Raw genomic sequence first — 15,927 nt, 5'->3', positions numbered from 1 at the left:
GCGCTGGGCGCGGCGCAGGTCGCGGTCCAGGCCGGCGGCCCAGTCGGCGCGCGCATCCAGTTCGCGCTGCTGCTGGGCGAGCTGATTTTTCTGCTGGCCGAGCTGTTGCTGCAGGCGGCCGAGTTCGCCGGCCAGGGTCAGCGCTTCCACTTGCGAAGCCGCAGCGGCATGCGGCGCGGCGACGGCGCCGCGGTGTTGTGCCGGCAGTTGCGCCTGGTAGTCGCGCGCCATGTCCTGCAGGGTGCGCGGCGGCAGCCGGCGCAGCGCGTCGCGCACGCGATCGAGCTGCTCCGGCGCGGCGGCAACGGCGGCGATGCGCGCAATCACGGCCTCCGGCGTGGGATCGGCGAGAAAGCCGTCGACGCCATCCTCGATGCGCTCGGCCAGCGCGCCCACGCGCGTGGCGATCACCGGCAGGCCCAGGCTGCGGCATTCGGACAAGGTATAGCTGAAGGTCTCGGCCACCGTGGGCAGGATCAGCGCCGCATCGGCCTGCACCGTGGCCAGCAGCCGGGGCAGTTCGTCGCGCTGGTAGTCCAGCAGCACGTGCACGTCGCTGGCGCCGAAGAAATCATGGCCTTCGCCGCCGGCGCCGAGCAGCACCAGTTCGGCATGTTCGCGCAGCTGCGGCAGGATCGCCTGCAGCAGTTCGGCGCCCTTGCCGCGGCGCACGCGGCCGGGCACGACCAGGCGCAGACGCCGGCGCGGCGTTTTTGCAATGGCGGCCGGCGCGGCATCCGGCCAGCCGGCGGTGCCGTGGGCAATCACCCGGGCCGGCAGCGCGGCCAGCTCCGGCCCCAGGCGCAGCACATTGGCCAGCGCCGCGTTGCTGGGCGCGAACAGGTGAGCACCGGCGGCGAGCGCCGCCTGGACGTAGCCGTCGCGCAACCGTTCCCAGTGCGCCGGATCGCGGCTGGCGAATTCGTAGTCGGCATCGGCGGCGGCCAGGTCCGCGCTGCGCTGGGCAGCGTCGAAGCGCAAGGCCGGCGCACCGAAATCGCGATGCAGCAGCGGCCACAGCGGATAGCAGTCGTGCGCGACGATGGCAGTCGGCAGGCCGCTGCGCAGCGCGTCCAGGCTGTGGCCGATCAGCGAGGAAAGCAGCAGGGCGCCGACGGCGTAGTCGGCCGCGGCCTGGCGCAGGAACTGGCGCCAGTCATAGTGACCGAGCGCGGTGTCGGCGATGGGCTGGGGCAGTACCAGGCGGCGCAGCGGCGGACCGCGCAGGCTGCCGTCGCAGAGTTCCAGCACCTCGCCGAACCGCCGGCGCGGGAAACTGCCGCGGGCGATCAGCACCAGGTGCGTGCGCGTGGTGTCGGCGGCGGCCAAGTCGCGCACGAAGCGCTCGGCACCGCCGCCCCAGCCGTGCAGCACGTGCAGCAGCACCGGGCGGCCGTCCAGGCCGAACCAGGCGGGCTGGAAGTCATCCAGCGCCAGCGCCTGTTCCAGCTGCCGGCGCAGTTCGCCCAGGGCGGCAGCCGCAGCCGGGTGCTGGTGCGGCGCGGCGGCCGAAGCGATGTACAGATGATCCAGCCGCAGGCAGCGCCCGGGCAGGGCGGCCGGCTCGCTTGTGGCGAGCGCCAGCTGAGCGGGTTCCAGCGCGGCGAGGCGCGCGCCGTGCCAGGCGCTGGCCAGCGCGGAAACCTCGCCGCTGGCCAGGCCCAGGCGGCGGCCGTAGGCGTGGCAGAGCGCGTCCACGCGCTGCGGGTCGGCGTCGCCGGTTCCGCTCAGCGGATGCCAGGCCGAGACGTCGTCCAGCGGACTGACGGCCAGCACTTCATCCAGCGCCAGCGCGGCGAGCAGGCGCTCGCACCAGTACGGCGGCAGGCGGCAGCCGGCGCGCAGCAGCAGCAGGTGGCTGCCGGGCCAGCGTTCGCGCCCCAGTTGCAGCAGGGCGGCAGTGTCGGCGGTGTCGCCGGCCAGTCTCTCCACCGCCGCGAGGCCTGCAGGCGCGGCGCCGGCGGCCGCCTCCAGGCCGGCGGGCAGGCCGTGCAGCAGCTGCTGCCACCAGTCGGCGGAGGCCTGGCCATGGACCAGCAGGCGGGGCGCGGGGGCGGTGGATTCGGTCGGGGACACGGTCGGCATAGATCCTTGTTGCGCAAACGAAATCCGCGCACGCCAAAAGGGCGGATTATCGCGGATAGGCGCGGACGGGGAAACCGCCGCGCGCGCCAGGACGGGCGAGGCCGCCGCGGCGACGCATCGGGTACACTGCGCGCGCCGCGCCGGTCCCTGCCGCCGCGGCAGCAGTCTTGGTGCCGCAGGCAGCGCAGGCCGCCGGCGGTTGGCCCCATCGGTCCCTGGCGTTCTTTCCTTTGTCCTTCATCGCTCGCTGCGCCGAGCTGGCGCGTCTGGTCTGGCGCTGGCTGCGCGCTCCGTTCTGGTTCGCCCTCGGTTTCTGCATCGCCTTCCTGGTGCCGTATACGCTGTACCTGGATGCCCAGGTGCGCCAGCGTTTCGACGACCTTTCCTGGGAGACGCCGACGCGCATTTACGCCCGCGCGCTGGAGATCGCTCCCGGCCTGCCGCTGGATGTGCCCACCCTGCGCGCCGAGCTGGAAGCCGCGCGCTACGACGAAGTCACCGGCGCGCGCGCGCCCGGCAGCTTCATGCGCGACGGCGACCGTTTCATCATCTCGCGCCGCGCCTTCGCCTCGCTCGACGGCATGGAGCAGGCGCGCCGCATCGAAGTCGTGCTGCAGCGCTCGCGCGTGTTCAGCATCAAGGACATCGAAAGCGGCAAGCCGCTGCAGCGCCTGCGCCTGGATCCGGCGCGCATAGCCACCCTGTACGGCGCCGAGCAGGAAGAGCGCCGCGTGGCCAAGCTGGGCCAGATGCCGCCGCTGCTGGTCTCCGGCCTGCAGGCGGTGGAAGACCGCAACTTCAAGCATCACCGCGGCGTGGACGCCATCGCCATCCTGCGCGCGACCTGGGCCAACCTCAGCGCCGGCCACGTGGTGCAGGGCGGTTCCACCCTGACCCAGCAGCTGGTCAAGAACCTGTTCCTGGACCGCGGCCAGAATTTCCTGCGCAAGGGCAATGAAGCGCTGCTGGCGCTGCTAATCGAGGCGCGCTACGACAAGCAGCGCATCCTTGAGGCTTACGTCAACGAGATCTTCCTGGGCCAGCAGGGCGGCCAGGCCGTGCATGGCTTCGCCGCGGCCAGCGAGTTCTATTTCGGCCGCGAACTGAACACCTTGCGTGCACCGGACGTGGCTTTGCTGGTCGGCCTGGTGCAGGGCGCCAGCTACTACGATCCGCGCCGCAATCCCGAGCGCGCGCTGGGCCGCCGCAACCTGGTGCTGCAGCAGTTCTTCGACACGGGCCTGATCGACGAGGACGAGCTGGCCCGCGGCAAGGCCAGCCCGCTGGGCATTGCCGAGACGCCCGGCCTGCCGCGCAACCGCTTTCCGGCATTCCTTGACCTGGTGCGTGCGCAGCTCAAGCGCGACTACGACGACGACGCGCTGCGCGGCGCCGGCCTGAGCGTGCTCACCACGCTGGCGCCGTCCACCCAGCTCGCCGCCGAGCAGGCGCTGCAGGACAGTCTCAAGGCTATGGGCAAGAAACAGGAGGACACCCAGGCCGCCCTGGTCGTCACCGGTGCCCGCGACGGCGAAGTGCAGGCGGTGATCGGCGACCGCGCGCCCGACCAGCCCGGCTTCAACCGCGCGCTGCAGGCGCGCCGGCCCATCGGTTCCCTGGTCAAGCCGTTCGTGTTCCTGGTCGCCCTGGCCCAGCCGCAGCGCTACTCGCTGGCCAGCATTGTCGAGGATGCGCCGGTCAGCCTGCCCCAGCCCAACGGCAAGAACTGGATGCCGCAGAACGCGGACAAGACCGCCCATGGCCGCGTCGCCCTGGTCGATGTGCTGGTGAATTCCTGGAACCTGTCCACGGTGCGCCTGGGCATGCTGGTCGGCGTGGATCGGGTGCGCGCCCTGGTGGAATCCTTCGGCTTCGGCCGCGAGATCAATCCGAATCCGTCGCTGCTGCTGGGCGCGCTGGACCTGTCGCCGCTGGAAGTGGCCCAGCTCTACCAGTATTTCGCCGCCGACGGCCACGCGCTGCCGGTGATCGCCGTGCGCGGCGTGCTCGACCGCGACGGCCGCCCGTTGCGCCGCTACACCACCAAGCCCGGCGCCGGCGATTATGTCGAGGCCTCGCGCCTGGTCACCTACGCCATGCAGCAGGTCAACCTGCGCGGCACCGCGCGCGCGGTCGGCGCCAGTCCGCTGGCGGGGCTGAATTCCGCCGGCAAGACCGGCACCAGCGACGATTCGCGCGACAGCTGGTATGCCGGCTTCACCGGCGATCACCTGGCCGTGGTCTGGGTTGGCCGCGACGACAACAAGCCCACCGGCCTGGTCGGCGCCACCGGCGCCCTGCGCATCTGGATGGGATTGTTCGACAATCTGCCGACGCGGCCGCTGGACCTGGATCTGTCGCACGGGCTGGAGCTGGCCTGGATCAATCCGGAATCCGGCCAGCGCAGTCCGGCCGACTGCCCGGGCGCGCGGCAGCTGCCCTTCGTCGCCGGCTATCTGCCGCAGGACGAGCAAGGTTGCACAATGGAACGGTTGCGGGAATGGTTCGGCGGCGAACAGCAATAATGCTGGCGCAGGGAAAGAAATTCGGCGAGAGAGGGAATATGAAGCGCACGACCACGGCAGTGAATTGGATGGGCTTGGCGGCGGCACTGGTGCTGCTGGGCGCCTGCGGCGGCTCCAGCAGCGGCGGCACCGTGGGCAAGGCCACGCGCGCCGACCGCAGCCTGGTGGAAACCATCCGCGCCGCCGGCCGCAGCGCCGGTTCCGCGGTGGAAGTGGCGCCGCTGCGCGATCCGGCGGTGGACGGCTTCCTCAAGCAGGCCGGCGAGCTGGAAAACGCGGACAAGTTCGAGGACGCCGTGGCCGCGGTCGACCGCGCCCTCAAGCTGGCGCCGGATGCGCCGGACCTGCTCCAGCTCAAGGCCGAACTGCTGGTCGGCCTGCGCCGCTTCGGCGAGGCCGAGACCCTGGCGCGCAAATCATTTGAACTCGGTCCCAAGCTCGGCGGCCTGTGTGCACGCAACTGGCAGACCGTGGTCGAGGCGCGCACCGTGGCCAAGGACGAAGCCAGCGCTGCCAGCGCGCGCACCCAGCTGGCCGCCTGCAAGGTGCCGCCGCGCCAGAGGCTGTAATCCGGGTGGCCCACGATGTAGCCGAACTGCTGGGCGCCGACGGCGTATTTGCGCGCGAGGTGCCGGGTTTCGCCCCGCGCGCGGCGCAGCAGCAGATGGCCGCGGCCGTGGCCGAGGCCATGGACGAGCGGCATATCCTGATCGCCGAGGCCGGCACCGGCACCGGCAAGACCTTCGCCTACCTGGTGCCGGCAGTGCTGTCGGGCAAGCGCGTCATCGTCTCCACCGGCACCAAGACCCTGCAGGACCAGCTGTTCCACCGCGACCTGCCGCGCGTGCGCCAGGTTACCGGCGCGCGGCTCAAGGCGGCCCTGCTCAAGGGCCGCGCCAACTACGTCTGCCTGTACCGGCTGGACCAGACCCACCGCGATGGCCGCCTGGCCTCGCGCGAGCAGGTGGCCCAGCTGCAGGAACTGCGCGCCTGGTCCCAGCGCAGCAGCAGCGGCGACCGCAACGAGATTGCCGCCGTGCCCGAGGATTCGCCGCTGTGGCCGCGGGTGACCTCGACGACGGAGAACTGTCTGGGCGCGGACTGCCCCATGTTCAACGACTGCTTTGTGGTCAAGGCGCGCCGGGCGGCGCAGGAGGCCGACCTCGTCGTAGTCAACCATCACCTGCTGTTCGCCGATCTGTCGATCAAGCAGGAGGGCTTCGGCGAGATCCTGCCCGGCGCCCACGCCTTCATCCTCGACGAGGCGCACCAGATTCCCGAGCTGGCCGGCCAGTTCTTCTCGGTCAGCTTCTCCACCCGCCAGCTGCAGGAACTGGGCAGCGATGCCGAAGCCGAATGCGGCTCGGTCACCGGTTCCTTCGCCCTGCTGCGCGAGCCGATCGCGGCGACGGCGTCGGCCATACGCCGCACCCGTCTCGCGCTGGACAAGCTGCCCGCGCGCGGCGCCTTCACCGCCATCGAGGAAGATCGTTTCGCCCTGGCCGAATTGCGTGAACTGCAACAGGCGCTGCAGGCGCTGGAAGCGGTGCTGGCCAGCCAGGCGGAGCGCTCGCGCGGCCTGGGCGCGCTGCACGAGCGCGCCCAGGGCTTGGTCGAGCGCCTGGACCAGGTACTCGACGGCGGTGCGCGCGACTGGATCCACTGGTACGAACTGAGCAGCCAGGGCTTTTCGCTGCACGCCACGCCGCTGGATCTGGCGCCGCCGCTGCGCAGCCTGCGCCAGCAGAGCCGGGCGGCCTGGATCCTGACCTCGGCTACGTTGTCGGTCGCCGGCGATTTCAACCATTTCGCGCGCCAGCTCGGCCTGGACGATCCAGTCACGCTGAGCCTGCCCAGCCCCTTCGACTACGCCCGCCAGGCCCTGACCTACCTGCCGCGCGGATTGCCCGATCCGAATACTCAGGACTATACCGACCGCGTCGTCGATGCAGCCCTGCCGGTGCTGGCCGCTTCGCGCGGCCGCGCCTTTCTGCTGTTCACCTCGCACCGCGCGCTGCGCCGCGCCGCCGAACGCCTGGCCGCGCTGCCGTATCCGCTGTTCGTGCAGGGCACCGGCCCGCGCCACCAGCTGCTGAATGCGTTCCGCGCCTCCGGCAACGGCGTGCTGCTGGGCGCGGCCAGCTTCTGGGAAGGCGTGGACGTGGTCGGCGAGGCGCTGTCCTGCGTAATCATCGACAAGCTGCCCTTCGCCGCACCGGACGATCCGGTGCTGGAAGCGCGCCTGGCCGCTATGCGCGAAGCCGGCGGCAATCCCTTCGTGCAGTGGCAGATTCCCACCGCCGTGATCGCGCTCAAGCAGGGCGCCGGGCGCCTGATCCGCGACGTCAACGACCGCGGCGTGCTGGTGCTGTGCGATCCGCGCCTGACTTCGCGCCCCTACGGCAAGCTGTTCCTGAAAAGCCTGCCGCCCATGCCGCTGACGCGGGAACTGGGCGATGTGCAGGATTTCTTCGGCTAGGAACTGCTGCTGATTGCGGGAAAAGCCGCAGCGGTTCAACGCCGCTGCGGAAACCTGCACTAGGACAGGAACTGCCGCAACTCTGCCGGCAGCTCGCCGCGCCTGCCCGGCGCCCGCGGCGCGATCTCTCCGTCACTGCGCAGTGTTGAGGCAGGACGGGGCAGTCGTCAGATGACGGATCTCAACCCTTGCAACACCGCCAGGTCAGACTGGCCGTGTCCGCAGCCGCGGACAATTCGCCGCTGTTTTTCCCGTCACCGTAGTTCATTCGCTGAAATTTCCGGAGATTTTTCGCAACTCCCGCAACGGTTGCATGCCAGGAAAAAGCCTGTTGCTCATAGGCTGCAGTCACCACAGATTTTCGCCACAGATTCAACCTCACAGGGGCGCGCGCAGGTCACTGCGCGCAAGCATCGGCACCGCAGATTTGTGTGTATTCCACTGCGTGCCGTCCGCGGCTCCCGTTCCGCTTCCCATTCATCTGCGAAAGGAATCCCGCATGCGTACAACGCGGCTTGCTGTCGGCTGCGCCAGTTTCTTACTGACGCTCGGCACAGTTCTCTCCCCATTACCGGCGTCGGAATTGCCGGTCGATCCCGAAACCGGCCAGGAAAGCGCCGAAGTTCCCAACCTGCCCCAGGCCGACCCGGAACAGGTTGCGGCGGCCGATCTGCCGGCGCATGACGAACCGGCCGGCACCCTGGCTGGCGAAGCCGGCGTCGACGGCGGCGCCGCGATCTATTCGGTGCCGCTGGCGGTGCCGCCGGGACGCGCCGGCATGCAGCCGGCGCTGGGCCTGGCCTACAGCAGCCGCAACGGCAACAGCATCGCCGGTGTGGGCTGGACCCTGACCGGCACCAGCAGCCTGCACCGTTGCCCACGCACGCCGGAGCAGGACGGCGAAACCCGCGGCGTGAGCTATGACAACAACGACCGGCTCTGCCTGGACGGCCAGCGCCTCATCGCCGTCACCGCACCGGGCGGCAGCAACCCCGGCACCTACGGCGCCGCGGGCACGCATTACCGCACCGAGATCGACAGCTTCGTCCGTGTGATCCAGGTCGGCGGCAATCTGGCCGGCAACAGCGCCTGTTTCCGCGTCGAGGAAAAATCCGGCCGAATTCTGCACTACGGCGCCGTGGCCAGCGGCACCGATCCGGCAGCGCCGACGACCTGTACCAGTGCAACCTCGGCCCGCGTCCAGCCCAGCGGCGCAGCCGCCACGCTGAGCTGGCTGCTGGAGAAGGTCGAGGACCGCGTCGGCAACAATATGCGCTACGAGTACACCGTCTATGGTGCGGGCGAGAACCTGCTCAAGCAGGTGCTCTACACCGGCCTGGGCGCGCAGGCCGGCGATCGCAAGGTGGTGATCGACTACAGCGCCCGCATCGACATTGGCTCCAGCTATCTGGACGGCGGCCTGACCGAGCAGACGCAGAAACTGAGCAAGATCACGACCAAGATCGGCGACACCACCGTGCGCACGCTGACACCGGCTTATGTCAGCGGCACCTTCAGCGACCGCCTGCTGCTGAAGGAACTGACCGAGTGCGCGAACCGCAATACCACGGGCACGACGCTGAGCATGGTCTGCCATCCGAAGACGGTGTTCGGCTGGAATGACGGTACGCCCAACGTCGTCCTGTCTTCGCTGACAGCTGCCAACCTGCCGGGTGCCAGCACTGGTCTGCCGGCGGGCGGCGGCGTTGCGGGCTCGCGCCAGCTCCGCGTCGTCGGCGATCTCGACGGCGACGGGGCGCGCGAAACCGTCCTGGCCGTTCCCCAGGGCAGCGGCAGCACTGCGGACGTCTATCTGGTCCAGCTGGCCGCCGACCGCAGCGTGCGCGCCGCGGTCAATTTCACCGGCAAGCTGAGCGTACTGCCGGAGCGCTATGCCGACATGGACGGCGATGGCCGCGCCGAAGTGCTGAGCCTTCCCGCCATCGGCGCGCCGCAGGTCGTTTCCCTGGGCATCTGGACCCTGGGCCGCGGTGCCGCGGTCACGGCCAATGCTTTCCATTTCGTGCCGACGACGGTGGCTTCGCCGGCGTCCGTCACGGCCGGTTCGCTGTTTACCGCCGATGTCGGCGGCGACGGCAAGCTGGACCTGATCACCACCGCTCCGGCGGCCAGCTGCGGCAGCGATGTGCTGGGCACCAAGACCGGTGTTTTCATCCATACCAACGCGATGACGGGGCGGCTTTCCACCAGCTCCACCACGGCCAGCTTCACCAGCAGCGCCACGCCGCTGTTCTGCCTGAGCCGCAGTGCGACGACCTCCACCAACGTGACGCTGGACGAACGCATCGAGCGCATCGCCGATTTCAACGGCGACGGCTTGCCCGACTTCTTCATCAGCAACAATGGCACCGGCAACAACAAGACCTTCAGCCGCATCCTGCTGGGCCAAGGCGTTGGTACGCCGCAGAGCATCAGCTGCAGCAGTCTGGGTAGCCCGGCCCTGTCCACCGACGAATGCGACCGCGCCAAGGGCTATGTGGCCCAGTGGCAGGACATCAACGGCGACGGGCTGGACGATTTCGTGTTCGCCAAGCCCGGCGGCAACTGGCAGCTGCGCCTCAACAAGGGCGGCAGCCTGGGGGCGCTGATCACCACGGCATCCAACGCCGGACTCAAGATCCACACCACCGCTGCCGGCGCGCGTTTCCGCTACGCCGACCGCCTGCCCGCCATGGACGTCGACAACGACGGCAAGACCGACCTGCTCGCCGTCACCGGCGACTACCAGGGCTTTGCCATGAAGATGTGCGTGGCCGCCCTGGTCGGGCAGCTGCCGTCAGGCGAGTGCCCGGATTCCACGCGCGACGTCGAGGCTGGCCAGTGCCTGGCCTATGCCTGCCCGCAGGATCCCGGTTCCGGCACGCTGAACATGCCCGCCAACGGAGTGAACACACCGGGCTACCCGGCGGTCTGGAAGTTGCCGGGCGGCACCACGGTGCCCGTGTTCGCGATGTACGACAGTTCGACCCTGGACTTCAGCGGCAACGACCAGAGCGCCTACTACGTCGACCAGCTCAAGTTCGTACAGACCGGCCCGAGCAGCTTCACCGTCCAGAACCTGCCCACGGCCATGGTGACCAAGCTGCAACAGTCCGCGGCCGACGACGTGTTCGGCGATGGCCTGTCCGATCTGGTCACGGAGCTGGGCTGCCAGTTCAAGCAGATCACGCATAACGGTGCGAACCAGCCCGGCTGCCTCGTGATCGGTGAATCCGCGACCTACGGCAACAGCTACGGCCCCACTCACCTGCCCAACGGCCGCCCCGTCAGCGATTTCAACGCGATCCTGAGCGGCGGTTCGTACATCTCGGTGCTCGAAGCCGCGGTCAACGAAAATCGCGGCGTGTATCTGTCCAGCAACGGCGAAGGCCGCAACACTGATGTCCCGCTGGACCTGGGCCCCGAGGCACCGGTCGCCGCCGCCACCGCCGCCGCGTCGCCCGTGCTGCCCGACGTGCTGCGCAATGCGACCGACGGCATGGGCGATATCGCGGCCTGGAACCTTGTCGCCATGGCCTTTCCGGCCGTGCAGAACCAGATTCCGCTCTACAGCGTGCCGTCGGACCACGGCTACGCCGATTCGCGGCATTACTACTTCGCGAGCACTATGCCGGTCGTTACCGGCTTTGCGCAGCATTCCGGGCTGCGCGACAGCGGCGGCAAGCCGGATATGTCGGGCTGGCGCAGCGCGGTCTATGGTTATCGCGAAGCGATGTACAACCATTTCGGCCGCGGTTTCCAGGGCTTCCGCGCCATCGTCTCGGACAGTGCATTCAACCAGGCGACCAAGCAGGTCCGCACCACCACCACGTTCCAACAGAAGTTCCCGCTGACCGGCCGCGTCGAATCGGTCGTGGTTACGGTGCCCAATACCACCCAGCGCATCTCCGAGGAACTCAATACCTGGAAATGCGGCCGCAGCAACCGCGGCGACTGCCTGCTCGGCGACAGCCTGGCGACGCCCACCGGCCTGGTCGCCCCGTTCCTGGACCAGCAGCGCGTCAATGCGTACGAGCCCGACAGCGGCGTCCTCAGCCACCATACCCTGACCGTCAATGCCGGCAGCGTCGCCGGCGGCGTTTCCGGCTGGGACAACTACGGCAATCTGGTCGAGCAACTGGTGATCCAGGCCGACGACGGTGCCGACAGTTTCCTGACCGAGCACAGCACGCGCACGGTCAATGTCTACGATCTTGCGTCGGCCAACATCGCCCAGTGGTGGACCGACCGCCTGAACAGCAGCAGCGTCACGCGCCAGATCAGTTATGCCGGCACCCACAGCCTGCCCAGCGGCGCCAGTGCGCCGGCGCAGACTGTGATTGCGGATACGAGCTGGAATGCCGATCGCACTCTGCTGTCGCGCAGCATCCAGTCCGGTGTGGCAGGCCAGCAGTCAACCACCAGCTACAGCTATACCAGCGGCGGCCTGCCCAGCCAGGTCGTGGTCACCCTGCCGGACCTGCCGGCGGCCGACCCCAGCCGGGTGCGCACGGTCAACTACACCTATTCCAGGGATGGCGAGAACCCGGCAGCCGATGGCTACTTTGTGCTTGATACGTCGAACGCGCTGAGCCAGGTCAGCACCACCAAGACCTTGCCGCGCGACGGCCAGGTGCGGGAGGCGAAAGATCCCAACAACATCCGGACCACCACCACCTACGATGCCTTCGGCCGTGCCACCCGTGTCGACTACGTCGACAGCACCGGCGCTGTTTTTGCCTCGCCGATGCAGATGGCGCTGACCCGCTGTACCGCCGGCGTCTGCGGGGGCGGTGCCGCCGCCGAAGACTTCACGCCGGCCGTGGCCGTGCTGCGCCAGACCACTGTCCGCGCCGGATATCCGACGACCATCGACTGGACCGACGTGCTCGGCCGCAGCGTCAAGCAGGCCAGCGGCAGCTTCGCCGGCGATTTCAGCCTGACCCTCACCACCTACGACCTGCAGGGCAAGGTGGCCAGCCAGAGCACGCCGTTCTTCAAGACTCAGCCGGTCAACTACACCAGCCTGCAATACGACCGCGTTGGCCGCCTGACCCAGAAGACCGCGCCGGGCAGCAGCCTGGACGTGACCAACGGCAACGTGGTCAGCAGCTACACCTATACCGGCCGCAAGACCAAGGTCATGGTGCGCGGCAGCACTGTGATGCCGAGCGGCGGCAATTGCCCGGCCCAGCCCGCGCTGCCCGCCACGGCAAAGCTGTGCCTGCAGGTCGAACGCAGCAACGACGCGCGCGGCGCGCTGATGCAGACCAAGGATGCCGCTGGCTTGATTGTCGACTACTGGACCGATGCCCAGGGCCAGGTCGCTGCCATCAAAGACGACACCGGCCTGATCACGGCCACCTACAACGCGCTGGGTCATCGCCTGACCAGCAAGGATCCGGACCAGGGCTACTGGCAGTTCGAGAGCAACGCCCTGGGCGAGCTGCTCAAGCAGACCGACAGCCGTGGGGCGGTTACCCGGGTCACCGTGAGGGATGTGCTGGGCCGAGTGAAACAGCAGACCACGGTGCCGCCAACGGTGGTGCCTGCGGGCATGGACGCCAATGCGTTCCATGACGAATGGGAATACGATCCGGCCAATGCGCTGGGTGCGCTCTACCGCGTCACCCGCCGCCGCGGCGCCAATGTCGCTGCGCCGGAAACCAATACCCGGGTCTGGCGCGAAACCTATACCTACGACTCCGCCGCGCGGGTCATCGACACCGCCACGTCGATCAACGAAGGCAGCACGACGGCGTTCTCCCGCACACAGAGCTATGACCCGGTGACCGGGCGTCCGCTGACCCGTGTCTATGCCAGCGGTCTGGCAGTCAAGACCGAGTACACCGCCTACGGCCAGCCCAGCAAACTGAGCAACGCCGTCAACGGTTTCGTGTACTGGGCCGCGACCGCTCACAACGCCTGGGGCCAGGTCAGCGGCGAAAACCTCGCCAACGGCATCAGCGGCACCTACGCCACGGATCTGGCGACCGGCCAGCCCACGCAGCGGCGCTGGACCAAGGGTGGAGTGCCGCTGGATCAAGTCGACTATACCTACGACAGCTTCGCCAACCTCAAGAGCCAGCTGCGCGCCGGCAACGCCGAAACGTATGCCTACGATGTACGCCAGCGCCTGGTCCGCAGCAGCCGTACCAGCGGCGGCATCGTCGACTACCGCTACGCGCCCAACGGCAATCTGGAGCGCAAGACCGACTACAGCGCGGATGTGGCCAATGCCTACACCTATGGCCTTGGTGTAGACCTGGGCAATGGCAACTGCGGACCCCACGCCGCGACCAACGTCGCTTTGCCTGGCAGCGGCCTGGACACCTACACCTGCGACCGTAACGGCAATGTCGTCGGCGGCAACACACTGAGCCTGCGCTTCGCCGCTGACAATCGTCCGGTCTACAGCGCCCGTCCCAGCGCGAGCGGCACCACGCAGTGGGCCTACTCGACCGACGGCTTCCGCTACTACGCCCTCTCCAGCCGGGGTGTTACTTACTTCGACCGTGAAGGCTACGAAAGCACGGGTGCCGTGGTACGCCACGAACTCGGCCCGGTCATCGTTGAACGCCAGAACGGTATCGACACCGTCACTGCCGTTCTCACCGACCGCCTGGGCTCGACCATCGCCACCGTCGACACCACCACCCAGACCCGCGCCTACGACGCCTTCGGCCAGGTCCGCAACGGCGACCTCACCAACAAGCCCAACGGCACGCTCAATCTGCCGGGCAGCATCCGCGGCTTCACCCAGCACGAACACGCCGACGACGTGCGGCTGATTCATATGAAGGGGCGGTTGTATGACTACCAGGTTGGGGCGGTTTCTAAGTGTGGATCCGTTGGTGCAGTTTCCGACCAACAGCCAGAGTCTGAACCCGTACAGCTACATCATGAACGATCCGTTGGCGGGGACGGATCCGACGGGGTTTGCCATCAGCTCGGTTTCGTGCATGGGCAATCCCGTGTGCCAAAGCAATGCAAATCAGGAGTTCCTTGCTGGGCCAGTTGGGCGATTCAGGTCGTCTGTTTCGTTCGGCGGCGCACCGCAAGGAATGTGGAATGGATGGGAAGAAAAGCAAAAAGCACGGAAGAAGCAAATCAACTCCTCTGTAGAAATAGGCGCTATTACGTTAGATATATCAGATGGAACGCAAGTTGCACAAAATTCTCCAAAAGGAATTGATCCGGAAGTATGTGCAATAGTTCCTGAAGCTTGTAAGGAGCGGAGTGATCAGCAGGAAAAAATCAAGGAAGTACAGGTCAATATTGAAACCGGCACTAACGCTGTCGATGCGGTAGCGGTCACAACAGTAAAAGAGGCGAGCAATCCGATCAATTACGCAGCGGCCCCCTTGCGTGCCCTGAAGGGGGTATGGGAGCTCCGAGTTATTTTGGCTACTAAAGCAGCGCTGAAGTACAAGGCAGGATTTTTGGCGAAAGGTCGGCCGATAATACTTGACGAAAACCTCTCCGCTGCAGGTATGGCTGGAGCCCTTCGTGCCAGGGGCTACAACGTTCGTTCGGTAGAAGAGATATATGGAAGAGGTGGTCTCCAAGATCCAGAGATACTGGATCTTGCAAGATCAATTGACGCAAAAGTGCTTACCAGAGATAAGGGGCGTCAGATCGATGGCGGTTTTTTCGAGAAAGCGATAGTGGTCGATCATCGCATTAGAAGTCCCGAAGCAGTCGCTCGAATATTGGAGGAAGGGTTGAAATGATTTTCCTTTATGAAAGTAAGAATCATGTGAATCGATGCCATGTTCGCTGGATAGAGAAGACAAACCGCGATCTCCGCCGACCAGATAAACCTGATGAGTGGGTCTGGAATCAATGTGAGGGTTGCCGCTATTGGGTTCCAATAATTGGAAAGTTTTCTGGAGACTGGGGTGTTTGTTCTAACGAAAATTCCGCCTCAGACGGCATTGCGAGATTTGCACATGATGGCTGCGACCATTTTGAAACAACCGCAGAGGATTCTATTGATGGAACTATTGTCGACAGGCCCTAGGTTCATCGAGCTGCGGCGCGATCGATGCGGGTAAATTGGGGGGTAAATTGGGACACGGGGTAAATTGGGGCACTCACGAATATCAGTTCCAAGGGGGGTAAATTGGGACACCCACGAATATCAGTTCCAAGCAAGCTGCTTCCTCGTCTGTGACGAATGGCGGTTATGAACGACGGGCTGTCTTTCGGTCAGTGGGGTTTGGCGGAGAGATCGCAATTTCTACGCCGCCCCACGCCCCGGTCGTGTTGTGCTACCGCCGCCACGATTCTTGCAGGAGTCGTGGCGGCCTAATTCAGCAGCCAGGCCAGCCGAATACCTTGCAGCCAGCGCTGGCCGATGCGCGCGGCGAGGTGGATCAAATCCTGAGCACAACCTGCTGCGCGAGCCCAGCCGCCACTGTGGCCGCGAACACGCATAGCCCACCGTTCGGCATCCCTGTCGATCACAGACAGGACCGCGGGAGCTCCTTCGGTGATCCTGCCACGCTTGCCTGGCGTCAGCGCTCTACCAGTCCAGTCAGGGATTTGCAGATAGTCAGCTGTGCTGATAGATAGGAGACTGGCAGCGTTCCAGCAACGGGGCGCAGGGAGGCGGTTGGCGGCAATCCGTCGTGCGCATGATCAATGCGCTCGCTGGCACTGGTATGTACCGATGTACTGACCCAGTGAAAACCTGCTCAGGTGTAACCTTAACCAAGGAGACACCCCATGAGTGCAGTGATGGAAGAAGACATCAAGCGTTGGACGGCGCGGCGCAAGTCAGCGCTGGTGCTGGAGATCATCCAGGGAAAGACGACAGTGGCGGAGGCGAGCCGG

At 66.8% G+C, this 15,927-nt stretch carries 6 protein-coding genes and 2 pseudogenes; 7 read left to right on the top strand and 1 reads right to left on the bottom strand.

Going from position 1 to position 15,927, the window contains the following annotated elements; all coding sequences use genetic code 11:
* Nucleotides 1–279: 279 nt before the first annotated feature.
* A pseudogene (locus NM961_RS24350) lies at nt 280–2,085 on the bottom strand (glycosyltransferase); the annotation flags it as partial.
* A gap of 230 nt (nt 2,086–2,315) precedes the next feature.
* Between NM961_RS24350 and mrcB the strand changes: the two are divergent.
* The 7 genes and pseudogenes from mrcB to NM961_RS24095 form a co-directional block, all read left to right on the top strand.
* Nucleotides 2,316–4,610: a penicillin-binding protein 1B gene (gene mrcB / locus NM961_RS03475; protein WP_255911331.1), complete on the top strand. Its 2,295-nt coding sequence runs from the start codon at nt 2,316–2,318 to the stop codon at nt 4,608–4,610.
* A 38-nt stretch (nt 4,611–4,648) separates the two neighbouring features.
* Entirely contained in the window at nt 4,649–5,179 is a 531-nt protein-coding gene (locus NM961_RS03470) for a tetratricopeptide repeat protein (RefSeq protein WP_255911329.1), read from the top strand.
* A gap of 5 nt (nt 5,180–5,184) precedes the next feature.
* The gene (gene yoaA, locus NM961_RS03465; protein ID WP_255911327.1) at nt 5,185–7,089 is read left to right on the top strand and encodes a DNA repair helicase YoaA; all 1,905 of its coding nucleotides are present in this window, start codon (nt 5,185–5,187) and stop codon (nt 7,087–7,089) included.
* Nucleotides 7,090–7,672: 583 nt separating this feature from the next.
* A complete protein-coding gene (locus NM961_RS03460; RefSeq protein ID WP_255911325.1) occupies nt 7,673–14,284 on the top strand; it encodes a SpvB/TcaC N-terminal domain-containing protein in 6,612 nt (2,203 codons plus the stop codon).
* Between the two features lie 169 nt (nt 14,285–14,453).
* Nucleotides 14,454–14,822, top strand: coding sequence for a DUF5615 family PIN-like protein (locus NM961_RS03455; protein ID WP_255912162.1), 369 nt, complete (start codon nt 14,454–14,456; stop codon nt 14,820–14,822).
* Entirely contained in the window at nt 14,819–15,112 is a 294-nt protein-coding gene (locus NM961_RS24245; protein ID WP_369334887.1) for a DUF3027 domain-containing protein, read from the top strand. The genes NM961_RS03455 and NM961_RS24245 overlap by 4 nt, the downstream gene beginning before the upstream one ends.
* Nucleotides 15,113–15,819: 707 nt before the next feature.
* Nucleotides 15,820–15,927: pseudogene (locus NM961_RS24095) on the top strand (DUF1153 domain-containing protein); the annotation flags it as partial.

Source organism: Tahibacter harae (assembly GCF_024437735.1).
GTDB lineage: Bacteria > Pseudomonadota > Gammaproteobacteria > Xanthomonadales > Rhodanobacteraceae > Tahibacter > Tahibacter harae.
Note: the sequence above shows the minus strand (reverse complement) of the source record. Positions and strands in the feature narration are given on the sequence as shown.